This window comes from Bacteroides sp. OM08-11 (assembly GCF_003438665.1).
Classification (GTDB): Bacteria; Bacteroidota; Bacteroidia; order Bacteroidales; family Bacteroidaceae; genus Bacteroides; species Bacteroides cutis.
This window is the reverse complement of sequence record NZ_QSTJ01000002.1, coordinates 170,548-195,414: the sequence shown is the minus strand read 5'-3', so window position 1 is coordinate 195,414 and position 24,867 is coordinate 170,548. Positions and strand designations below refer to the sequence as shown.

Sequence of the window (24,867 nt, the reverse complement as noted above, 5' to 3'; positions counted from 1 at the left end):
CATGGATTATTCCCAATTCCTATTGATGAAAGAAGAGTTATCGCTGATATTGGTCATCATCATACTCTTCGTAGCCGACCTCTTTATGAGTCCGGATGCGCACAAAAACAATGGTAAGCCGGTATTGAACACAATGCTCCCCGTTGCACTGCTCGCCATCCATACTCTTATTACCATCGTCCCCGGTCCGGTGGAAGATGCATTCGGCGGCATGTATCACAACACCCCGATACAAAGTATTGTAAAATCCATCCTCAGCGTAGGTACACTTATAGTTTTCCTGATGGCACACGAATGGATGCGCCGTCCCGATACCGCCATTAAACAAGGTGAGTTCTATGTGTTGACACTCTCTACACTATTGGGTATGTACTTCATGATTTCCGCCGGACACTTCCTGATGTTCTTCATCGGACTGGAAATGGCAAGTATCCCGATGGCAGCGCTCGTAGCCTTCGATAAATATCGCCATCACTCTGCCGAAGCAGGTGCTAAGTATATACTTACCGCGCTGTTTTCAAGCGGTCTGTTACTATATGGACTTTCATTGATTTACGGAACAGTAGGTACACTCTATTTTGCTGATATACCTGCCCATATCGATGGCAATCCCATGCAGATTATGGCATTCGTGTTTTTCTTCTCGGGAATGGGTTTCAAAATTTCTCTTGTTCCCTTCCACCTCTGGACGGCAGATGTTTACGAAGGAGCTCCCAGTACAGTTACAGCTTATTTAAGTGTAATCTCCAAAGGTTCCGCCGCTTTCGTGCTGATGACTATCTTGTTCAAAGTATTCGCCCCGATGGTAGATCAATGGCAAGAAGTGCTCTATTGGATAATCATTGCCTCCATCACACTTGCCAACCTCTTTGCACTGAGGCAAGAAAACCTGAAACGATTGATGGCATTCTCCAGTATCTCACAAGCCGGATACATCATGTTGGGTGTCATCAGTGGCACTTCGCAAGGTATGGCTTCGTTGGTTTACTACGTATTGATTTATCTGTTTGCCAATCTGGCAGTGTTCACCGTAATCACCATTGTTGCCCTGCGTGCGGATAAATTCACGTTGGAAGATTATAACGGACTGTACAACACCAACCCTAAGCTGGCATTCCTCATGACACTGGCACTGTTCTCACTGGCAGGCATCCCGCCGTTCGCAGGTTTCTTCTCAAAGTTCTTTATCTTTGCGGCTGCTTTCCACAGCGGTTTCCATCTATTGGTGTTCATTGCTTTAATCAATACAATATTATCACTTTATTACTATTTGAAGATAGTAAAAGCAATGTATATCAACAAAAGTGATGAACCGATTGCCACTTTCCGCAGTGACAACTACACCCGTGCCAGTCTCGCTATCTGTACACTGGGTATTGTAGTACTAAGCATTGCCAGTGTGGTATATCAATCCATCGACAAGTTCTCATTCGGGATGTAGTCAAACCATTTTTTATAGGGACAAGGCGGATAAATCATTTCCTGATTTTATCCGCCTTGTCCTTTTACGCCCCTCCTATGTTATAAATTATTGTCTTACAGTACAGAATAACAAGATAATTGCTTATCTTGCGCCATTAAACTAAAAACATTGTAAAACATGAAGTTATCCGAAGAAGAGATAGCAATATTACAAAAGTCTATTTCAATGGCTCGTTTAGGCTGGTGGGAAGCCGATTTCTATGAAGGAGTATATTACTGTTCCGATTTCCTGATAGATTTATTTAACCTGCAAGAAAACACTATCTCTTTTGAAGACTTCGGAAACCTTATATGCGAAGAATATAGAGATAGAATACGTGCCGAGTTCCGTACATTCAAAATGATGGATATCTATGAACAAGTTTTTCCAATGCAGACCAGGTACGGTGTCATGTGGGTCAGTACCAAAGTCGGAGAAAAAAGGGTAACAGAAGAAGGGCACCCCCTTGTTTTCGGTACTCTGCAATGCATTTCCCGCCAACGCATGAATGCCTCCGAACAAACAGTCAACCGACTGAATAACCTTCTTTATCAACTCAATGGCATCTCACGTTCTTTATTAAGCTTCCTCCATTCAGACAATACAACGGAGGTCATCAATAAAATCCTGAGTGATGTACTTCATTATTTCCACGGCGATCGTACTTATATCGTCGAATTCGATCAGACAAGCAGTATACAACATTGTACATACGAGATATTATCACCCGATCTGCCTGTGATATGGAAAGGGCAATCTAAAATCCTAAGAGATAATATCTGGTGGAACAAACAAATTCTTTCTGGTAATCCTATTATATTCTTTGATACCAATGAAATACCAGAAGAAGCTTACGAAGACAAACAAATTCTCACAAGAATCGGAGTAAAGTCGGTTATGGCAGTACCGGTAAATACCAAGAAAGGTATTCGGGGATATATCAGTATCGAAACTATCCGAGAATTCCGTGAATGGAACAATGAAGATTATTTGTGGTTCTCCTCTCTTGCCAATATCATCAGCATCTGTATGGAGCTACGAAAGGCCGAAGAAATAGCCAGTCTGGAAAAGAAATATTTCCATGATATCTATCAAAACATTCCGGTAGGCATCGAACTCTATAACCGTAATGGCATATTACTCGATATCAATGAAAAAGACCTGGAAATATTCGGATTGAAAAGTAAAGAAGATATAGTAGGAACCAATATGTACGACAATCCTATTATGTCTGAAGAGTGGAAAGATATGCTGAAGCAGGGAAAAGCAATGGACTATTCCCTCAAATACGATTTTAACCAAATCGGTGATTTTTACAAAACAACCCGTAAAGGGAGTATAGACCTGACAACTAAAGCTATTCCGATGTTTAATCATGCCGGTAAACTGGAGAATATCCTGGTTGCCAATATAGACAATACGGAAACAAACAATGCATACGTCAAGATACAGGAATTTGAAGAGAACTTTATGTTGATAGGCGATTATGCCAAAGTAGGTTATGCTCGCTTCAATGCAATGACAAGAGAAGGATATGCCATGAACAGTTGGTATCGGAATATAGGAGAAAAGGAAGGTACTCCGTTAACACAGATCATCAGAATACATTCCCATTTCCACCCCGAAGACCGGAAAATTATACAGGCTTTTTTCAACAAGGTACTAAACGGGGAAAGTACTCACCTGCAACACGACGTACGTATCTTACGCGAAGACGGGCATTATACCTGGACATGTATAAATGTCATGGTTAGAGACTTCCGGCCGGAAGATGGGTTGATTGATACGACTTGCGTAAACTATGATATCACGGAATTAAAGGAAACCGAATTCAAGTTGATAGAAGCCAAAGATAAAGCTGAAGAGTCAGATCGCCTAAAATCAGCCTTCCTCGCCAATATGAGTCATGAGATACGTACACCGTTGAACGCCATTGTCGGTTTCTCAAGCATGCTGGTAGAATCGGAAGACAAAACGGAAAGACAGGAGTACCAAAGTATCATTGAGGAAAACAATGATTTACTGTTGCAACTGATCTCCGACATTCTGGACTTGTCCAAAATAGAAGCCGGTACTTTTAACTTTGTAACTGGTGAGATTGACGTCAATCAGATGTGCCATGAAATTATCAACTCCCTGCAACTAAAAGTCTCCTCACAAGTAGAACTACGTTTTGAGGAGCATTTACCCCGATGTATCATCGTTGCAGACAAAAATCGCTTGACACAGGTCATTACCAATTTCATTAATAATGCCATCAAGTTTACTTCCGAGGGTAGCATTTCCCTCGGTTATCAGGAAGTAGACGACAATTATCTGAAATTCTATGTACGCGACACAGGTATTGGAATTCCTGCTGATAAAATCAATCAGATCTTCGATCGCTTCATCAAACTAAATACCTTTGTGCATGGTACAGGTTTAGGGTTGCCTATCAGCAAAAGCATCATAATGCAGATGAAAGGACAGATAGGAGTAGATTCTGTAGAAGGAAAAGGTTCGTGTTTCTGGTTTACCATTCCTAAGCAATAAGCTTACGTTATCGGTAGTATGAACCAAAAGCAAGACCCTTTGCCCGGTTCACTGTCTATACCAATCGTACCTCCCATTTGTTTAATGATACTCTTACTGATAGGCAACCCTAAACCTGTACCATGCACAAAAGAGTTCAATTTGACAAAACGTTCAAAAATCTCAGCCTGCTTCTCTTTTTCAATGCCAATACCCGTATCAGATACGTAAAAACGCAAATGGCTTTCGTCAATTTGATCGTAACCGATGCAGATGCTACCCTCGGAAGTAAACTTGATGGCATTATTCACAAAATTAGAAATAACCTGGTTCAGGCGGTTACGGTCACTTATAATCGTACACTCCGGTAAATGGCGTTCAAAGATCAGTTCCACTCCCGGCTTAATTTTCATCTTCATAACACGCACAATGTCCTCGCACAACAGGTTTACATCCAATTCCTTCTCTACAAAATCAAAAGTACCGGCTTCTATTTTGGACAAGTCCAGAATGTCGGAGATCAGTTGCAACAGTAAATCATTGTTTTCCTCTACTATCGCCATATACCGTTTCCTTTCTTCGATATCCTCTTCAGTCACCAATAGGCTTGAGAAACCGACAATGGCGTTCAACGGCGTACGTATCTCATGGCTCATATTGGCAAGAAAAGCACTCTTCAACCGGTCTGCCGTCTCAGCTCTTTCCTTGGCTTCCGTCAGTTTGGCGGCAGTTTCTTTTAATTCTGTAATATCATAGTTTACACCGATCAGTTCAATAATACCATTCTCCGGCTCAAAAAGATTAACTACGACATTGGTACGTACCCAGTTCCATTCATTTTTAGTACCCGGACGTAAAACACGCATTTCTCCTCTAAAGTCTTTTGCCTCACCGATACGGGCTTTCCGGAAAAAATCCAGCATCCTCCCCCTGTCATCCGGATGCATCATGGCATACACCCCGACTACATCCGCCAACGGAGTCTGTTCATCTTCTCCCATATTCTTATACCATTGTTTGATGGCATATCCTTTTCTATCCAATAAGTTCAATTTGGCGTACCCCACCTTGGCATAATCAGAAATAAGCAGAAAGAAATTTTCAAAGTCACAGATACGGCTCAGCGCATCCATACGTTCCGTGTTATCAATGTTAATCATTGCGTATCCGGTGAAATTACCTTTGCTATCGTATATCTTGCTGATCTTAGTATACAAGTTTATTACATTCCTTCTGGTGGATGAATAATATTCGTCAAGTCTATCAAAAGAATAATCCAGACGGAAATCGACCACATCCTCGGTACGTATCCGCTCTATCAGGTGGGAAGATAAATTAGGATTGGAGAACAGATCAATGCCTATAACCTCCGATTTATTCTCAAGTCCGAATATTTCCATATCCTTATTGTTGATATCCACCAAAATCCCGTTTCTATCATAGATTTCAACACCGGCAGGTATATTGGCAAATATATTCTTAAACAATTTCTCACTATGGTCCAATGCTTGATGAGCCTGTGCAGCTTCGGTAGTATCCAAAAATAATGCTACGACTTCATCTTTTTCAGGTGAATATATTACAACATGACAACTCTTCCCGGTACGTTCAAAACCCATGTCCTCTTCTTTATAAGAGCCGTTCGCCAATATATCCAACAGATAGTTCAGCATTTGAGTAGTATCTTTATAGAAATAAGAGGCTGCCTTTCCTACAAATTCCGACATAGGTCTGCCCAATACGTCCGCAAAGTGCTGATTGGCATCTGTTATGAAATAATCACAAGGTTTATCCTGCGCATCCTTCAATATGGACAAACGTATGTATCCCAAAGGCATGTAACGGAACAAATTACTGAGAAAACTGCGTTCACGGACAGCGTCATCCTTATTCTTACGTAATTCGATACAAATACTCACAATGTTCGCCAAAGAACTCAACCATTGAAAATCTTCATTGGACCACATCATTGTACGGTCTACCAAATCAACTCCCATATATCCCCACACATGGTCATTAGCTACCAAAGGAGTAACCATCAACGATTTTATATTTTGTCCCGACAACACTTCAAACTCATTCCGCGCAGTTGCAGGTATTTGCCGCAGGGTTTCCAGGATGATAGGCTTTTTTGAGAGAATTTGAGAAGTCCACCAAGGAAGTCCCTCAGTAGGAAGTTGGTGAAGCATTTCCTGTTCGGGCAACACACCCGGTGCCACAACTTCATAGATACAATCTTGATATTGATAATTCTCATCATATTCGAAGATATAAACCCGCCCTCCATGAAAGAAGTCAAGAATATCCTTCAATATCTCGTAAATGCTGGAACTGACATCCTCGTCTTCGAGAAAACGAAACAGTGAATGTGAAATAGAATTTTGCCTGTACAACAAATCATTGATTCTACGCATGACATCATTCTCTAATTCATTGTCGGGAGCTTTCACACGCTGCAATATACCAAAAGCTTTCAATGTTCCATCCGGCATGCATTCTTTCTTACCCATACGCGAATTTACCCATATCACTCCTTCCGCTGAATGAATAGGAAAAGTCTGTTCATAGACTTCCAGATATGTAATCGAAAGAAACTCACGGCTGATACGCATCCTATAATCTTCGCGTATCATCTGTCCAAAATCAAAAAAGCTCAGTGTCTCCCCTCTCAAACCAAGCAAATCACAAACGTATTCGGAACAAAGATATTCCCTTTTCGAAAAATCAGCCTCCCACCATCCTATTCGTCCGAGGTTTGAAAGGCAACGAAAACGTTCACTGTCATCACGATAAGAATTAGTCATGTCTTTTAATTTGGTTTAACGTACAAAATTAAAGATAAAAGTATAATATGCAAGTTTTCAAACTCTTTTTTACTATTCTTTCCAATGAAGAGCAGGCGTAACAGGAGTGTAACGAATATGAAAATGAAACGTACAGTGTATGTATTACTTACGTAATAATATCACTTCATCTTTGCAACGAATAAAAAAAAGAATGAAACCCAAAGACGTATTAATCAAGAAGCGTATTAAAAAGATGAGTAAAAAACTGGATTTAGGTAAGATTTTTTTTCTGATTTTACTCCTGCCCCTGTCTGCAATGACTGCCATGGCAGGTACCATCAAAGGAACCATTACCGACAAACAAACTAAAGAACCACTGACCGGGGCCACCGTACAGATATCAGGCAGCACACTGGGTGTGATAGCCGACATTGACGGCAATTATACATTGGACGTAAAAAATGGTACTTACACCATAGAGATACGATACATAGGTTACAAAAACATTCAAGTCACCAATATAAAGGTAGGCAAAGAAACTCTTATCCTGAACTTTGAGTTGGAGAACGATGCACAGGCACTGGGAGAAGTATCGGTAATAGCCCAAAAGAACTTGGAAGGTGAACGTGCCTTGCAAATGGAACGACAGAAGGCGACGCTTGCCATCGAGAACCTGGGAGCCAAAGAGATGAGCATCAAGGGGATCAGCAATGTGGAAGAAGGAGTAAAAAAGATAACAGGCATCTCCATTGCCAGTGCCGGACAACTGATTGTTCGCGGACTAGGCGACCGATATAGTACCACCACCCTGAACGGGCTTCCCATCGCCTCACCCAACCCGGACAACAAACTTATTCCACTCGACCTTTTCCCCTCGAGTACCGTACAGAACATCACCGTGAGTAAAGTATATGATGCCGGTGCCTTTGCCGACTATTCCGGAGCGCACATCGACATCAGCACCAAAGAGAATGTACCCGACAACTTCTTCACTATCAGTCTGAATACCGGAGGTAAATTCAATACGACAGGCAAGGACTTCTACCGTATGGACCGCGACGGCTCACTTTTCAGAAATCCGTCGATGGACCGGGCAGCCCTGGATATGAGCAGAACGGAATTCAATGAATACGTAAAGACCAAAGACATATTCAATACCTCGTTTGCCGTAAACAAGAAAACCTCCCTACCCGAACTGGGTGGAAACATCGGCCTTGGCAGGAACTTCAACATCAACAACCAAACATTGAGTGTCATCGCCTCCATCAGTGCAGGCAACGGGCACCAGACCATGAACAATGCGTTCTACAAAACCCTGGAAGCCAACGGAAACGCATTGGACAACTTCAGCTACAACGGTTATACAGACGAACTAAAGCTGGCAGCGTTAGGTTATCTGGGCTACACACTGCGTAAGCACGACCGTATCGGTTATACCTTCTTCTATGCCCGCAATGCCAGCGACACCTATCAACGCCGTGAGGGTAACGATGCCGAAGGCTACGAGTTGACCGGCAGTAACAACATCACCCACATCTATACTTTGCAAAACCACCAGTTGAACGGTTTACATAACTTTGGTGAACACGGGCAATGGGAACTGACTTGGGGAGGGTCTTACGGCAAAACCGGCAGTGAAGAACCCGATCGCCGCCAAGTGATGTATATCAGGAACAGTCAAGGTTCCCTCAGCTTATTCACACTGAACCAACAGGAAACCGCACGCTATTTCGGCGAGTTGAATGAAAAAGAATGGAATGCCAATCTCGGCCTGACATGGAAATGGAACGAACAGAACTCCGTAAAAGTAGGTTTCAACTATAAAGATAAGAACCGCGACTACGCAGGTACGCGCTTTTACTACGACGTAAGGAAACTGAAACCGGCCATTACGGATATTTATGATACGGACAGCTTCCTTAATCAGGAAAACATCGCCAACGGAAACATCAGTGTAGGACGCTACATGTATCCCTACGAGAGTTACAAAGCAGGTAATGATATTTACGCCGGATACCTGTCGACCGACTTCTACCCGATAGCAACCATGCTGGTAAACCTCGGAGTAAGGTACGAAATAAGTAAACAATGGGTAAAATATGCCACAGACGGAGGAGAGAAGTACTCCAAACGCCGTAACCTGGACAAGAACGATATCTTCCCCACCCTAAATCTGCGGTATGCCGTGAACGAAGGAAACAACATCCGTTTCTCCGTTTCACGTACCGTCACCCGTCCCTCATTCATCGAAATGGCACCGTTCCTCTATCAGGAATCCTACGGTTCGGCACAAATACGAGGTAATGCAGAGCTACAGAACGGATATAATCTCAACTTTGATTTGCGTTACGAACTCTTCAAGAAAAATGGTGACATGCTTTCCCTTACCGGTTATTTCAAATACTTGGACAAGCCGATAGAGCGCACCCAGATGCTTAACGGCGGCAGTACGATACACTCTTTCCACAATGCAGACAACGGTATGGCAGGTGGCGTAGAAGTGGAGTTCCGCAAACAGCTGGTACGAGACCTGCGGTTGGGTGCCAATGTCAGCTACATGTATACCAACGTAAAGTTACCCGAAAGTGGGGCCTATACCAACAAGGAACGTTCGCTGCAAGGCGCATCACCTATCCTGGTGAATGCCGACCTCACCTACTCTCCCCGCTTCGGCGAAGACCGGCTGCTGAATCTCGCTTTGTTATACAATCTTCAAGGCAGCCGCATCCATTCGGTAGGCATATCCGGCCTGGGCGACGTGAAACAACAAGCCGTGCACACGCTGAACTTTAATGCCGGTTACAACTTCAACAAACGTTTCAGCATCAGGGCACAGGTAAACGATCTGCTGAACCGCGATATCGTCTTCAAACAAGATGTACCGAAAACAGGGCAGAATATCGAAGTGGAACGCTACAAAAAAGGAACAAACTTTGAGATAGGGGTAAGTTATAATTTCTGAGATCTCTCCCCTGCTCTAATAAAAAAGTATAATCAATTATTACAAACCATTATTAACTAAACGAATTGAATTATGAAATCTTTAAATTTGAAATTGTATTCTTGGGCACTGGTAGCCGGAATGTTCTTCTTCACCGCATGTAGTGATAACGAAGATGATGGAAATCCTGACGGTAATGCAATCGAGAACGGTGCCACCCTGAAAGGTTCCACCACCTCGGACGTCACCCTGAAAGCCGGCAACTCCTACAAATTGAGCGGCGAGTATATCGTAGAGAACGGTGCGACGCTGAACATCGAAGAAGGTGTAACCATCACCGCCATCGGTGACGATGATATCGTAGACTATATCCTCATCAAACAAGGAGGCAAAATCAATGCGGTAGGTACGGCAGACAAGCCCATAGTGATGACCAGCGACCTAAAAGCTCCCGGCGCATGGGGCGGTATCCACATTTGCGGCAAAGCGCAAACCAACGTAGGTTCGGGAGTATCCGAAATCGGCGATGCGGTCTATGGTGGCGATAATGATACCGACAATTCAGGCATATTGAGATATGTACGTGTAGAATACAGCGGTTACGCTTTCAATCCCGAGAAAGAAGCCAACGGCATCACATTCTACGGGGTAGGTAGCGGCACCACTGTTGACCATTGTGAAGCCTACAAAGGTTCCGATGATGGTTTCGAGTTCTTCGGCGGCACTGTCAATATCAGCAACATGGTAGTAGTGAGCTGTAGTGACGACTCATACGACTGGACCGAAGGTTGGAGAGGTACGGGCACAAACCTCGTAGCCTATCAGGAACCGGAAGCCACATTAGGATACGACTGTGACTGCCTCATCGAAGCCGACAACTATGAGAACGACTTCACCGCCACTCCCATCGCGCACCCGACACTGAAAAACCTGATCCTTGTAGGCAACGGATCCACCGAAAACAAACGGGGTATCCGTCTACGCCGCGGTACTCAAGTCAACATTGACGGCGCCAAAGTCTGCGGCAAGAATAACGCCGTAACCCTGGAAAGCGACGAAACAGAAAATGCCTTGAAGAACGGGATTTCCAAACTAATAAACATGACGGTAGACTCCGAACTGAAAAGTGAAAAGAACATCTATACGAACGATGCTTTCGTTGCTGCCGGAAACACGATCGACACTTCACTGAAATATACTTCATTCAGTGACATCAAGGCTGAGTGCAACTGGATGGCGGGTAACTGGGTGAAATAAAATAGAAAGATATCCAAATTCTTCCTATCCAGGTCTTATTAAGGTAAAAAACAGCCTGCACAACTCCGGTCAATGTGCAGGTCGTTTTTTTATAGAAGCGATTAAACTCCCTTATCTTTCTTCTTCAGTTCCTTTTTCAAATCCTGCACCTGGAAACTGAACAAATCCAAATGTCGGTAAATACGCTGCATAAAGCCGCTTGCCGCCTTGAAGCAAATACGCGAAACACGTACCTTGTCTGCCGTACAGTCTTCTATCCGTTCTACAGGTTCGCTGGTAATGGCGGGAAAGAAGTTACCCAAACCCTTGATATTCACAGTACGGCCACTTGCCAGAAAATCGGCAATGATGTCTGGAAGCTGTATCAATACGGACTGTGCATCACCCGTTTGCAATGAACTCATCTCCGCAAGCCTTGCCGCAATTTCATCGTTGCTCACCGGTTCGGGTTGTAACACTTTCGATGCGGCATAGTAACGCACCACTTCTTTATCTCCACTCTTGTCCACTTTCTTGCGGACTACATAATTCATTGACATACAGATTTAAATCTTTAAGTTTATAAGATATTCTTACCCAACATTTGTGATATCAACATCGAATATCTGCGATATTACGACTGAATGCTTTCGACATTACGCCCGAGTACCTTAGACATTACGACTAAAAGCCTAAAACACCCGGATGTTGTACCCCAAAACATGGGGATGTTTTCACATAAAACACCCGGATGTTTTATCGTATAACATGGGGATGTTTTGGAAGAAAAGTTCCGGTAGTTATTATCTTTCGATATAGGGCTTAAAGATACTAAGTATAGATGAGAAAAGCAACAGATATATAAGCAGTTCCTTCAACTAAACACATCAAGAGAATGCCCTCTGAAAGTCTCTTCCTGACGGTGATTGGAATACCTGCAAATCAAATTCGGGAATGATGGCAAGTACATGGTCGAAGACATCGGCTTGTACACCTTCGTATGGCACCCAATCTTTGAGAGAACAGAAGAAGTAAAGCTCCATAGGGATACCGTGGTCGGTGGGTTGTAGTTGGCGTACCATGCAAGTAAGCTCCTGATTGACATCGGGGAGACTTTTCAGATAAGCGGTCAGATAGGCACGGAAGACACCCAAGTTGGTTTGGCGGCGACCGTTGACGAGGATAGAATTATCAATATGGTTCTTTTCATTATAGTCTGCAATAACTTGCTCAGTATGTTCTACGTAATCTTTCAAAAGACGGATTTTACGATACTTCGCCAACATCTCCGGAGTACAGAACTTGACACTCGTCATATCGATGTTGATGGAACGCTTTACACGCCGTCCTCCACTCTCACGCATACCGCGCCAGTTCTGGAAGGAGTCGCTCACAAGCAGATAAGGGGGAATAGTAACAATGGTGTTATCCCAATTACGCACTTTCACAGTGTTCAGGGTGACTTCTATTACCGTACCGTCCGCACCATACTTGGGCATTGCAATCCAGTCGCCTACTTTCAGCATATCGTTGGCGGAGAGCTGTACACCGGAAACAAAGCCCATGATGCTATCTTTAAATACCAACATCAGGATGGCTGCCGACGCACCCAAACCGGCAAGCAGTGAGACAGGCGATTTATTGATGAGGATACTCACGATGACGATAGCTCCTACAAACCATAGGATGACCTGAACAGTTTGGAGCATTCCCTTCAAAGGGCGGTCACGAAGCTGTTCCTTGGCACTATATACCGTATAAACGGCTTTCAGGAAAGAGTTTATGAAACTCAGGAAAGTTATGATAATATAAATGAGACAGATACGCTGGATAAAAGCCAGAGTAGCCGAACCCGCCTCCGCAAATGCTACGGGGACAAAGATATAAATGATAACGGGAGCTACCATGCGGCTGAGGTGTACCATCACTTTATGGTCGAATACGATATCGTCCCATGTAGCTTTAGTCTTCCGCACCAGATGCGCCACTATTTTCAATAAGATATGACGGCATACGGCATCTGCCAGAAACGCAATGACAAGTACCAGCGCAAATGCGATGAATTGGTCGAGGCTATCAGCCAAGGAAGGAGATATTCCCCAAGATATCAAAAGATTATCAATGCTCTGCAATATTTCCATAATTTTACCCTTCGTCTTCCCTAAAGGGGAAGAAAAAATAATTTCATTAAGTTGATATTCATCATTAATGTACTTATAGAAAATCTATTTAGTTGCACACTCAACTATCAATCCGTTTATGGAGTAATCCTCTTCTCCTACTCAGGGTACAGGAGGCAACTCTAAAAACTCACGTATATCTTCTTTCAACCACTGATATAGGTAAAGGTTCTTATAGCCGCTGTTTTTTTTCAGCATCACGGCTACATTGACCTGGCTGTTTTCATAACCGGTCAGCTCGTTACGGAACTGCTCATTGTGTTCTGCCAGACGCTTGATTTCCTGTTCACGTTCACGGCGCAGTACGGTACAGACGGGAATTAAAATCTTCAGCACTACACAGTCCATGATGTGATGCCCCTGCATATAGAGATAAGTGGTATCTGGAGTCAGACCAAGACGTTCCAGTTCTTGCCCCATTTTCTTTATCGGATCGATATATCTCGGAAAACGGGCACGCATCTCGGATAATTTTGCCGATACTGTACGCTGCATCCGGTCCAAGGCACTGTAGGGATGCCGGATATTTATCTCTTGCAAACGGACATAGCTGTTGAAGTCGTACATGGGAAACGTGTGGGTATCGTGCAGGCGATAGAACCATACATTCCAAAGGAACAACGGATAGGCTATTTGGGAATAGCGTTTCAGGAAAGCGGGAAAGTCCAAAACAAAACGATCGTTCAGCGTAGCCTGCACACAAACCTCACGCAAACTTTCGGCAAAACAGTGAAAGTTTTCAATAGCATAACCGTAAGTCTGAAAGATATAAGGATTGCGGTTTATCTTGCGTGACATGTTAGTGGCACCTTGCAACAGAAAATCATAGTCACTGTCTACACAAGCGATCAAACTACGTCCCAGTTCGGCTGTATTCAGGGTATTCATCAGTACCATCTTCTTACCTTTGGCAAGGGAGGTGGCGGAAGGAAGCATTACCTGAAAATAGCGTTCTTCGTTTTCGAACTCGGATAGCAAGGTACGCCAGAAAGCAATGTCGTCATAACTCTCCACATACGCAACAATACGTCGGCGGGCTCTTTTGGGCGAAAGTTTGCGGGCGGCATCGAGGTAAGTGGAAGTAAGGTTGTGTCTTAAAGAAGTAGCCATCGTTCTATCGTTCTATCTCTGTTGAAATTTCTTCAACTTCCGTCACCGCATCCAGCCAACCTTCCATGATGACGGCAGGTGAGTGAGTGGTGAGGATAAGTTGCACATTGGGGTTCAGTTCGCGTATCATGCCGATAAGTTTCTGTTGCCACTCGATGTGAAGGGATGCCTCAGGCTCGTCCATGAAAAGTACACAATGGTCACCGTCACGTACCAGCACGGTTAGCAGAATTACCAACATCTGCTTTTCACCGGAAGAGAGCTTATAAGGTAAAAGACGTTCTCCATCCTGATAAAAAACGATATCGTTGCTCTTCCGGTCTATCTTCTTGCGAGTATAGCTGAACAGTTCATCAATCAGGTCCTGAAATTTCCGTTTTGGGGCGGACAATGAAGGTGCCAGAGAACGCTGTTTTTCATCACCGCTGAGAAGTTCTATCATCTTGTTGCCAATGTTTACCTGATAGTCGAGATAACGACGCTGAAGCAGGTAGAGTTGCCAGTCCAATTCCGACTTCACATTGGGATCCGCCATATGGGCGGTAAAATCACCCATGATGAGAGGACGGTCATAACTACGGATCACGTCGTAAGGTATAAAAGTCGCTTCAGGATTATCGAAGAAAACACGAACACCGTTTTTTTCATCATTCTTCATTTCACCGGAAGTCTGTTCCAAATAGTTGACCGAACTGTTCAGGATAGTGGTTTTCCCCACTCCGTTGATACCGGAGAGTATGTTGACGTCCGGGCGGAGCTCCCAGGCGATGTTGTACCGATGCCACAGTCCGTGTATTTCGATACGTTTGATATAATTGGCTTGTACTTCCATGATTTCTTGCTTTAAATCAAGACAAATATAAAGAAAGGAATTGAGAAATTAGTTAACTTTGCGACGTTTTTCGCATTGGCACGATTAGCGCATCGTCATATTAGTAGATTATTGCATTATGAACAAGAATATACAAGGACACCTATTTGCCTTAACGGCTAATATATTATGGGGGTTGATGTCACCTATCGGTAAATCGGCATTGACAGAGTTCTCCGCATTGTCAGTCACCACTTTCCGTATGGTAGGTGCAGCCGCCTGTTTCTGGCTACTTTCGCTGTTTTGCAAACGAGAACAGGTAGATCACCGGGACATGTTGAAGATATTCTTCGCTTCTCTGTTCGCATTGGTTTTCAATCAAGGCGTTTTTATCTTCGGATTGTCCATGACTTCTCCTATCGATGCCTCTATCGTGACCACCACACTACCTATCGTCACTATGATAGTAGCTGCTATTTATCTAAAAGAGCCTGTTACCAATAAAAAAGTGTCAGGTATTTTTGTGGGAGCTATGGGAGCATTAATACTCATCATTAGCAGTCAGGGTGCCAATAGCAGTGATGGTAATATATTGGGTGACTTACTCTGCCTGATAGCACAAATCAGTTTCTCCATTTACCTGACTGTATTCAAAGGGTTATCGCAGAAATATTCCCCTATCACCCTGAATAAATGGATGTTTGTCTACGCTTCCATGTGCTATATTCCTTTTTCTTATCATGATATGACAGCTATCCAATGGAGTGGTATCTCTACAGCTGCACTGTTGCAAGTGGGCTATGTGGTAGTAGGTGGCAGTTTCCTGGCTTATATCTGTATCATGTCTGCGCAAAGGATGCTCCGCCCCACAGTGGTAAGCATGTACAACTATATGCAACCGATCGTAGCCTCAACAGTGGCAATTATGATAGGACTGGGAACGTTCAATCTTGAAAAAGGAATAGCAATCGCACTGGTGTTCCTTGGAGTATATATTGTAACACAGAGTAAGTCACGAAAAGACTTTGAAAAAGAGGGGAAAGAAGTGTGACTATCCCCTCAACTCCTCAAAATACGTATCCAGCAAGTTCTTGGCGGCAACAAAAGAGGTTAGATTGCCCTGCAATACCTGCTTTTCCTTATCACTCAACATCGTCTCAATCTTCCGGTTATGATAGAAACTATCACGAAGCTGTTCGTTGATAGTCTCGTACATCCAGTATTTGCTTTGTTCATTCCGGCGATGCTCAAAATATCCATTGCCTTTCACGAAATCAATATACTGATATACCATATCCCAAACTTCTTTTACTCCGAGATTGAAGAAACCCGAATAGGTCAAGACTTGGGGAGTCCACCCACTCTCGGGAGCCGGAAAGAGATGGAGTGCATTGCGGAACTGGGTAGCCGCCAACTTGGCACGCTCCAAATTATCGCCATCGGCTTTATTGATAACAATGCCATCTGCCATCTCCATAATACCGCGCTTGATACCTTGGAGTTCGTCACCCGTACCTGCCAACTGGATAAGCAGGAAAAAATCCACCATTGAATGTACGGCAGTTTCACTCTGCCCCACACCAACCGTTTCTACAAATATCTTATCAAAACCGGCTGCTTCACAAAGCACAATCGTTTCACGCGTCTTACGAGCCACACCACCCAACGAACCTGCCGACGGGCTGGGACGAATAAATGATTTGGGATGTACGGAGAGTTTCTCCATACGGGTTTTATCGCCAAGGATACTTCCTTTGCTGCGCTCGCTACTGGGGTCGATGGCAAGAACCGCCAGTTTACCGTTATATTTCTCCAACACATGCAGACCAAAAACATCGATAGAAGTACTTTTACCCGCTCCCGGTACACCACTGATACCCACACGGATAGAGTTACCCGAATAAGGCAGACATTTTTCTATCACCTCCTGCGCTACCGCCTGATGTTCCGGTTTCACACTCTCCACCAACGTCACTGCCTGGCTCAATATGGTTACATCACCTTTCACAATACCGTCTACGTATTCTGCTACGGAAAGCTGACGCCGCGCCTTCCGCTTCAGATAAGGATTGACCGATGACGGTTGTTCAATGCCCGCATTGACAACCAAGCCTTTGTATGCTTCGTTATTTTCAGGATGTTCCATGTTTTTTTAATGTGCTAATATGATTAATATGCTAATGTGATTAATATGACAATATACTAATTGATTAATGCGCTAACAGACCTTTCTGATAATTCCGATTATCTACATTAGCATATTAGCACATTAACCACATTATCTCTTTATATTAATCTCGACTTTCGGTTGCATCGGATCGTTCGTTATCATCAACAAGCGCAAATGACGACGTTTTTTGCCAATATTCTTTTTCACCACATTCACACGAAGACGAGTACTTTCACCCGGTTGTAGCAGGCTCTTCTTCAAACTGACGCCCACGGCAGGATGGAACACCTGCAATTTTCTGATTTGCAATGGAGAGCGACCGGTATTAGTGAGAATAATATCCTGACGGGCCTTCGATTTCTTCGCTAAAACAGCACTCATATCAACATCTTTCGTGGACAACTGTATAGAAGGAGCATTCGTTTTTTCCGTAACCGTCATACCAGAGAAGTCAGGCAAGAGAATGGCAGACACAGGAATTTCATTTTCATCGCCTACTTTATCTCCGGCAAAGCGCGCCAAATAGACAGAAGTTTGCGTCAGACCGAGGTCAGTAAGTTTCTCAGAATCCAATGTAAGGGTAATAACACCTTTCTCACCTTTTTGCAAAACGTTGGGTTTTACTTCCATTTGCAGGTAAGGCGGCAAGTGCATAAGCACTGGTTCGTAAGGACGATCTGAAAGGTTCACCACCCCGATGTGGATAACCGGCTTGTCACCAGGCTGCACATCCGGAAAATCAAGGTTGTTCTTGTCAATACGAATTTGTCCGATGAGATACGGATGAGTCTTAGTATAATCCTTAATTTCTTGCACTACTTCTCCGGAAAACTTCAAATAAACCAAATGAGGTTCTGCATTGCTATAAATAGCCACAGATTTATGAAAATGTCCCAATGCTTCCGCATCAAAGGTCACATTGACCATTCCTTTTTCTCCAGGCGCTATAGGCGTTTTTGTCCATTGGGCAACGGAACAAGCACAATCCGGCTCTACCTCCGTGAGCACCAAAGGTTGATCACCCGTATTGGTGATGGTATATTGCACCGAGACCGGGTGCTTCCATTCAATCTGGCCGAAATTATGCATTTCGGTATTAGAGGTAAAACGTGGCTGTGCTGCGGCTGTCAAAGCCACAGCAGCCAACGTATATAGAGTAGTAAAGATACGTTTCATTTATTCTGTTTCTAAATTAGATGTACAAAAATAGATGTTTTAAATGAAAGTACCTAATAATTTAAGATTACTTGATTACTACCGTTCCTCCTGTAGAGTGCGAAGCATATTCCGGAGCGTACGCACACTGAATAGTGGCAAGTCCTGTTTCGTATGTTCCTCCACGAGCCACACGATAGCTATATTCCAGTACATGAACACCCTTGCCAAGCCGATCGAAGAAGAAATTCGTCGCGGCATCTTCCACCTCTACATAATAACTGAAGCCACTGTTCCAACGATAACCGGAAAGAGCGCCTATCGGTTCGAAACAAGCACCCCGCTGATCTTTCAACTGAACGAAGTCCATGGCACGATCCAGACGAATGGTTAAACGGGAGACAACTTTATCGCCAATGGATAAGTGAGCACTTTCTGTAATGGGTTGCAACGACTTCTGTCCGTCGGCAGCAACACGCTCTACAAACAAAGCCTTTTCTACGTTCAGTTCTCCGCCTTGTTGTTTCACGTCGGAAACAGGTGACAAATATTGCGCATAAACGGCTCCCCAAGCAATACCAGCATCACGTTTCTCTACAGTGATGGACTTAGCTTTCAATACCGGGTTCTCTTGGGTAAAGGTTTCCTTGATATATCCCAAACCGTGAACAGTAGTTTTAGTTGGTGATACTGTTTCCAGTACTTTATTACCTAAAGTGATACGCACATCCCCCTGATTATCGAGCAAGTTACTACCTTGGCAAAGCAACGCATAAACGGCATCGGCAGTGGCTACCGGAGAGTCCCAACTTGTAGCCTGCTTCTGTTTCAGCAGCCAAAGTTTCATTTCTTCTACCAAAGTTTCGTTACCACCTACCATCATCAAAGCTTCCATCACTTCGACATGAGTAGAAACCGGCAACATCCCCCAAGCATACGGATTCGCATAAAAAGCGAAGTGCGCACCCATTTCATCGGTCTGTACCAGATGTTCCTTGATAGAAGCGATAAATTCATTGGCAGCAGCCTTGCGACCGGTCTTGAGCAGAATGATGGCAGATTGTGCCTTACGTGCCATTGTTCCGTTTTCAAGATTACGGGCTATCTTGGAAAGGAAGTATCGATAGGCCACTTCATTACGGGCTGGTACCTTTTCACCACTGATGGCGATCAAGTAAAGATAACGCATAGCGGCATCTGATATTGTCGTAATCTTGGCTCCGTTTTTCTCAGCCTTAAGAATAGTATGGTATTCATCCAAAGCTTCCTGATGCAGATAACCGAAAGCATTTTGCAATAAACCGGCGGCATCGGCAGAAAGGGCTTCTTTCGTCAGTAACGGAAGGTGTACCAGCAACTCGGTAACATAAGCAGTAATGTATCGACTGCCTGGCATTCCCTTGTACCAGCTCCATGCACCGTCTTCTCCCTGCAAATCTTTCAATTTGGTAAATGCAGCCAAATTGCGATTATTCAATTGGTTCACATCGAACAAAGTGGCTATGCGTGCCTGCTGTTCGGCTTCAGTGGCAGCTTCCATCAACCAAGGAGATTCATCAAGCAAAATATTTTTCACACTCTGGTTTTTCTGTAATTGGCTGAGGAAAGTTTCCTTTGTTCCACCTGCCAGTCTCCAACTATCGAATACGGCTTTAATGCGCGGCTGGCTATTGGCAATGAAACCTGCCAGACTGTTGGCATAGAAAGCAGTAGCCCAAGAAATAGCATTATCCGTGGTAGGCTGGCTCAATACCGGAAGGGCTTGCACGGCATACCAAGCAGGATTTCCGGTAAATTCCACCGTCAGACGGCGGTCGGTAGCCGTACGGTTATTACCGTTGAACAAACTGTCAAGGGAGAAGGTACGGGTTTCTTCGCCCCGAACAGGCATTGCCAAAGTTTCGGTTATAAATTCCTTATTGCTCAATACCGGCAACAAGTGTTGTTCACCATCACTGAACGTACCTCCATCGGCAACCATACGTACACCTAATAAATCATAACGGTCGGTCACGTCGAAGCGGAAGTCAACGGAAGTTGTCTTTCCGGCTTCTACGACAAACTTCTGTCGTTGAGTAGAAATAACCTTCTCATTTATCGGATTGAAAAATGTAAGTGTAGCTGTACCCTTCACTTCTTTATTTGCCATATTGGAGATAGTTGCGGCAATCTGTGTCTTATCGCCTACACGGACGAAGCGAGGCATATTGGGCATCAACATAAATTCTTTGGCTGTTACGGCAGTACCATCAAGCATTCCCGTCATCATATCCTTTGTATGAGAATATCCACGGAAGTTCCAACGAGTCAGGCTTTGCGGCATGGTGAAAGAGAAAGCTATCTCTCCCTGCTCGTTGGTGAGCAGTTGCGGATAGAAGAAAGCAGTCTCGGCAAAGTTGGTACGAAGTTCTGCCATAGGCTGCAAGGTTTCACCGCCTATAGGAATTAATTCCTCTTCAAAAACGACATCCTCTACTGTATCAGAAGACTCAACCGGTACATATTTCACTTCAACAGCTTGTCCGACTTCTTCGGCTGAAGCCATTGAATTACTGATACCACGTACTCTGAGAGCACCAGTCATAGACTTATTTCGAGTGACCCCATAAGCCATTACTGGAGGCTCTTGAAGCAAAGCTTCGTCATCGACGATTTGTAGCAACTCAACGACTCCATTAAAGGGAAATATGAAATAGTCGAAATGCCAAGCCGGTACTTTCCAAGCGTTCAAAGGAAAATAGAATGAGAAATAATTCGTATCATACCTGCTGGCATTACGATAGACGCCATACTGATTATCTGGATAATAAACACGTAAAAATTGATTTTGACTATAAATCTTATCCAAAGAGGCATCGTACATCGTTGCCAACATTTCTGCTGCAGCAGGTGTACCTTGCGGTGTCTTTATAACAAGTCTCCATTCCTCTTTCTGTCCGGGGCGCAAACGGTCACGGAATACTTCCCATTTCATGTCGAGCGTATGGTTGGGCTGACGTTTTTTCAAAAAGACTTGTTCACTATACATTTCTCCACCCTTCACGAAACTAAAAAGAACGGTTATCCCTTTACCATATTTCTCCTGATAGGGAATTTCCATACGGAAGATTGTATCACTCAACTGCATGGTACGGGATTCAATACGTTTTTGTTCACAGAAGATATCCATCAACATATATACATCCTTATAAGAAGTACCAATAAGGAAAGATGCCGGATACCGGGCATCAAACTCTTCATTTTCTTTAAAATAGAACAGTTCGGTAAATGCAGCCGGACGTTTATCGTTCTTTGAGAACAGCAAAAAGCCGGAACTGCCATACTCTCCATTATTTTCTTCACGTCCCAAACTGTCACAGACAGAAAGTTCCAAACGATAGTTTCCCGAAGGCAACTTACTCCAAGCAGAAAAATCTTGTTGCACATTGGCATTGAACTTACCTTCAAGTACAGGTTGTTTTATATCCTTATCCGCCTTTACATTCTTTTTGGTTTTAATCAGCACTACACCATTCACACCACGGCTTCCATAACCAACAGTCGCAGAATCGCCTTTTAAAACCGTTATAGATTCTACATCCGTAGGGTTCAGTTTACTGATGTCTCCAACGACTACATCATCTACCACATGGAGAGGGCGATTTTCTACCGGCTCTTTCATAAATCGATTTATATCCTCCACAGAATATAAATGATAAATTCCTTTAATATTCTGAGGGATATTCATTATGTTAGTTACGCCGAAGGTGAATGACAGGTTATCTTCTTTACAAATAGCCCGAGGCAAACGGACATCAAATGAGTAAGCCTTGGGACCTGCCAATAAATTATAATCGGCAGTTTGTGTTTCACCGGCCTCATCGGTCACAACCGCTTCAACAGTATAAGTATAGACATGACCGTATCTGTCGATATTTCCATCCGCCTCCTCAGCATTCAAAGTCAAAGGAATGGAGAAATTACCGTTAGCATCCAACTTTAGAGTATCTGCCAATAATGCTTTATCCGTATTATTCCAATAAAAAGGTCGCGGATTACGCCGTTTTACCGTATAAACCAACGGTACATCCTGTACCGACACTCCATTAAACGATTTGACATTCCCCTTCAATATTACTTTCTCACCTAAACGATAAGCCTCAGAAACCGGAATGAAAGTGATTTCGAATGTAGGACGTTTATATTCTTCCACTCTGAAAGAAACATTGGAGCGCAGTTCTTTAGTCTGTACAGTGAATATCCCGCTCAGGCACGCAGAAGGGAGTACAAACTCAGCTGTAAATGAACCGAAATCATTCGTGTGTACTTTCTTAGTGGCAAGTTCTTTGTGGTTGGTATCCAACAGAGCAATTTCATAGTCGGCTCCTGCCAATACGTGGGCGCTATCACTGTTTTGTTTATATGCTATACCTTTCACATATACAATTTGCCCGGGACGATAAAGCGAACGGTCAGTCAACAGGGTAACCTGTTGCCAATCAGCATCCTTATCACCAATGTATCCAGAACCCATATAGACAGACTGAGGCATCATCGCTGTATCTTTCCCCTTACGTGCTACATAACTACGGATACCATGTTGCCAAGGTACTACAGCTTTACCTCCGGCATCCGTTACCACCTCTGCCAACAGCTTACGATTTCGTTCACTGTAAGTAGAATAAAAACTCACCTTTGTATCTGCAATCGGTTGTCCGTTACGAGCATCCAGTGCAGTGATTTCCATACGACCATCGCCCAAATTCAAAGTTAGTACTTTAAAGCGGGTAGATACCAGAAACTTATCCTCTGTCCGGGTAGTCGCAACATCGGGTACTACCTGAAGTATATAAACCCCTGTTTCTTGAGGTATCATAAACTTGAAGACTGTATCTGAAGAGAGATAAGGTATATCCTCAGGCAATTTATCCTTACCCGGTAACGGTCGTAAATCAAAGTGCCTGGAAGAAAGCTTCCGGGTATATCTTTTATAAGTATCCTTGTTTATACTCTGTTCCATCTGGGGAACTTCACTCAAAGTAGTGGCGTATATATTCAAAGTAAATCCTGTCAAATTGCGATACTGCAACCTCATGTCTACAGAATCACCGGGATAACCACTCCCGTCCGTAGTCAAAGTAAGTTGAGGTTGTAACAATCCTTCGCGAATATTCTTCAACTCATTGATACGCTTATAGGTAGGATAGCGTTTCAACCCTTCATCACAGACTTTCAGTGCCTGGGCAATATGCTCCACACCCGGATTGCGCAAATAAACGGCTTTATTGATATAAGTTTCGGCACAAACCTCACGTGAACCGTATTCTCTTATCAACCCATCCAAAGCCTCAAGATATTCTTGACTAACCTTTTTCTGACTCATTCGAAAGGTTGGATAAGGTTGCTGATTAATGCCATTGGTCAACTTCCAATCCCAATAATCAAGGGAACAGAGTAATACAGCATCTTCTGAATCGACACGATGCCGATAGGCATTTATCATATTTTGATAAGTATCTCCGATACGAATCTGCATCAGAGAATCCACATTGAAACCATCCAGTTTCTGATAGGTAATAATGGCACGTCTTGCCAATAGATGATACATATCATGCTGGTAGAAACGGCTACCGTCTTCCAATGTAACAAAAGGTACATAACTTCGTGAAGAAACGTCGAGTAAATTGATAGAATCCTGCAAGGATGCACAATTGTGCTCGTCAATCTTGGCTACAAATTGAGTAATTGTCCACTCACGGATATCCGCAGGTATTTCGTTTATATCCAAAGCAATACGGTTCATCAAGACAGCACGGTTACTTTGCATATAATCGGCATACTCACGTGCCAACAGTGAATGCAAGATGGCTTTGTTCACCGGATTTTGTTCCGATTGCGCCCAAAATTCCATATTTTTCAGATTGGCGTAAAGGCTATCCGGAGTCAGTTTCTCCTGATAGGTGTCCCGGTAAATAGTAGCTTTCAGCATTTGTGGAGCATTCTTCTCCTTTTCTGCCTTTTGATAGATTTCACCCGTCAATTTTATTACGGTCTGAGGCAGGCTCTTCTTTTGAGCCTGTTCCACTTGTTTCCATAACTTGTCATACGACTGCGCATGTAATGCTGACAGCCCCAAACCTATTAATAGTAAAAACAGGGTACATTTTTTTTGAAATCTCTTCATGGTTATTCTATTGTTAAGTTTTTATTTATTCTTGAAAGCAGTGGACAATCTTCATTAAAGATATTCATTATAAGGTAAATAACAAAAATAACAAATTACTGCTTATATTGTGCTACCTTTTAAATAAAAATATAAAAAATGAGGGATACAATTCCAAAGAACGTATCCCCCACTCTTCTATTAAGTTAGTGTACTCAGTTTGAATAGCTATAATACTTCATAGCTTCAATCCAGTTCTCTCCCATTCTGGTGAGAACGTGTTTAAATGAATTCACAATTTTCTTTTTCATACTCTCAAAAAATTAAACTAATACCTGAAAACTAATTTTTCTCATTTATTGA

Annotated in this window: 13 protein-coding genes; 5 read left to right on the top strand and 8 right to left on the bottom strand. The window is 43.3% G+C overall.

Features of this window, described 5'->3' with window-relative positions; all coding sequences use genetic code 11:
* The first annotated feature begins 1 nt into the window (after position 1).
* Both DXC10_RS04620 and DXC10_RS04615 read left to right on the top strand, forming a co-directional pair.
* Positions 2 to 1,441: an NADH-quinone oxidoreductase subunit N gene (locus DXC10_RS04620; protein ID WP_101544464.1), complete on the top strand. Its 1,440-nt coding sequence runs from the start codon at positions 2 to 4 to the stop codon at positions 1,439 to 1,441.
* 159 nt (positions 1,442 to 1,600) lie between these two features.
* Positions 1,601 to 3,994, top strand: coding sequence for an ATP-binding protein (locus DXC10_RS04615; RefSeq protein ID WP_101544462.1), 2,394 nt, complete (start codon positions 1,601 to 1,603; stop codon positions 3,992 to 3,994).
* Between the two features lie 2 nt (positions 3,995 to 3,996).
* Here the strand turns inward: DXC10_RS04615 and DXC10_RS04610 are convergent, their stop codons facing one another.
* Entirely contained in the window at positions 3,997 to 6,777 is a 2,781-nt protein-coding gene (locus tag DXC10_RS04610) for an ATP-binding protein (protein WP_117737411.1), read from the bottom strand.
* A 235-nt stretch (positions 6,778 to 7,012) separates the two neighbouring features.
* On the opposite strand from DXC10_RS04610, the gene DXC10_RS04605 reads away from it, so the two are divergent.
* Both DXC10_RS04605 and DXC10_RS04600 read left to right on the top strand, forming a co-directional pair.
* Complete coding sequence (locus DXC10_RS04605; protein ID WP_117737533.1) at positions 7,013 to 9,721, top strand: TonB-dependent receptor; 2,709 nt, start codon at positions 7,013 to 7,015, stop codon at positions 9,719 to 9,721.
* A gap of 72 nt (positions 9,722 to 9,793) precedes the next feature.
* Positions 9,794 to 10,957, top strand: coding sequence for a hypothetical protein (locus tag DXC10_RS04600; RefSeq protein WP_101544458.1), 1,164 nt, complete (start codon positions 9,794 to 9,796; stop codon positions 10,955 to 10,957).
* Between the two features lie 101 nt (positions 10,958 to 11,058).
* Here DXC10_RS04600 and DXC10_RS04595 read toward each other — a convergent pair whose 3' ends face one another.
* The 4 genes from DXC10_RS04595 to DXC10_RS04575 all read right to left on the bottom strand — a co-directional run bounded on the left by DXC10_RS04595 (position 11,059) and on the right by DXC10_RS04575 (position 15,058).
* Positions 11,059 to 11,496: an HU family DNA-binding protein gene (locus DXC10_RS04595; RefSeq protein WP_101544456.1), complete on the bottom strand. Its 438-nt coding sequence runs from the start codon at positions 11,494 to 11,496 to the stop codon at positions 11,059 to 11,061.
* Positions 11,497 to 11,823: 327 nt separating this feature from the next.
* Positions 11,824 to 13,077 carry a mechanosensitive ion channel family protein gene (locus DXC10_RS04585; protein ID WP_101544452.1) on the bottom strand — a complete coding sequence of 418 codons (1,254 nt, stop codon included), beginning with the start codon at positions 13,075 to 13,077 and terminating at the stop codon, positions 11,824 to 11,826.
* A 141-nt stretch (positions 13,078 to 13,218) separates the two neighbouring features.
* Positions 13,219 to 14,226 carry a DUF4435 domain-containing protein gene (locus tag DXC10_RS04580; RefSeq protein ID WP_101544450.1) on the bottom strand — a complete coding sequence of 336 codons (1,008 nt, stop codon included), beginning with the start codon at positions 14,224 to 14,226 and terminating at the stop codon, positions 13,219 to 13,221.
* Positions 14,227 to 14,230: 4 nt separating this feature from the next.
* Positions 14,231 to 15,058, bottom strand: coding sequence for an AAA family ATPase (locus DXC10_RS04575; protein ID WP_101544447.1), 828 nt, complete (start codon positions 15,056 to 15,058; stop codon positions 14,231 to 14,233).
* Positions 15,059 to 15,176: 118 nt separating this feature from the next.
* Between DXC10_RS04575 and DXC10_RS04570 the strand changes: the two genes are divergently transcribed.
* Complete coding sequence (locus DXC10_RS04570) at positions 15,177 to 16,088, top strand: DMT family transporter (protein WP_101544445.1); 912 nt, start codon at positions 15,177 to 15,179, stop codon at positions 16,086 to 16,088.
* Here the strand turns inward: DXC10_RS04570 and meaB are convergent, their stop codons facing one another.
* From meaB to DXC10_RS16280, 3 genes are all read right to left on the bottom strand, one after another.
* Complete coding sequence (gene meaB, locus DXC10_RS04565) at positions 16,089 to 17,183, bottom strand: methylmalonyl Co-A mutase-associated GTPase MeaB (protein WP_101544443.1); 1,095 nt, start codon at positions 17,181 to 17,183, stop codon at positions 16,089 to 16,091.
* A 132-nt stretch (positions 17,184 to 17,315) separates the two neighbouring features.
* Positions 17,316 to 18,383: a DUF1573 domain-containing protein gene (locus DXC10_RS04560; protein WP_101544440.1), complete on the bottom strand. Its 1,068-nt coding sequence runs from the start codon at positions 18,381 to 18,383 to the stop codon at positions 17,316 to 17,318.
* 67 nt (positions 18,384 to 18,450) lie between these two features.
* Positions 18,451 to 24,525: an alpha-2-macroglobulin family protein gene (locus tag DXC10_RS16280; RefSeq protein ID WP_158557814.1), complete on the bottom strand. Its 6,075-nt coding sequence runs from the start codon at positions 24,523 to 24,525 to the stop codon at positions 18,451 to 18,453.
* Positions 24,526 to 24,867 lie beyond the last annotated feature (342 nt).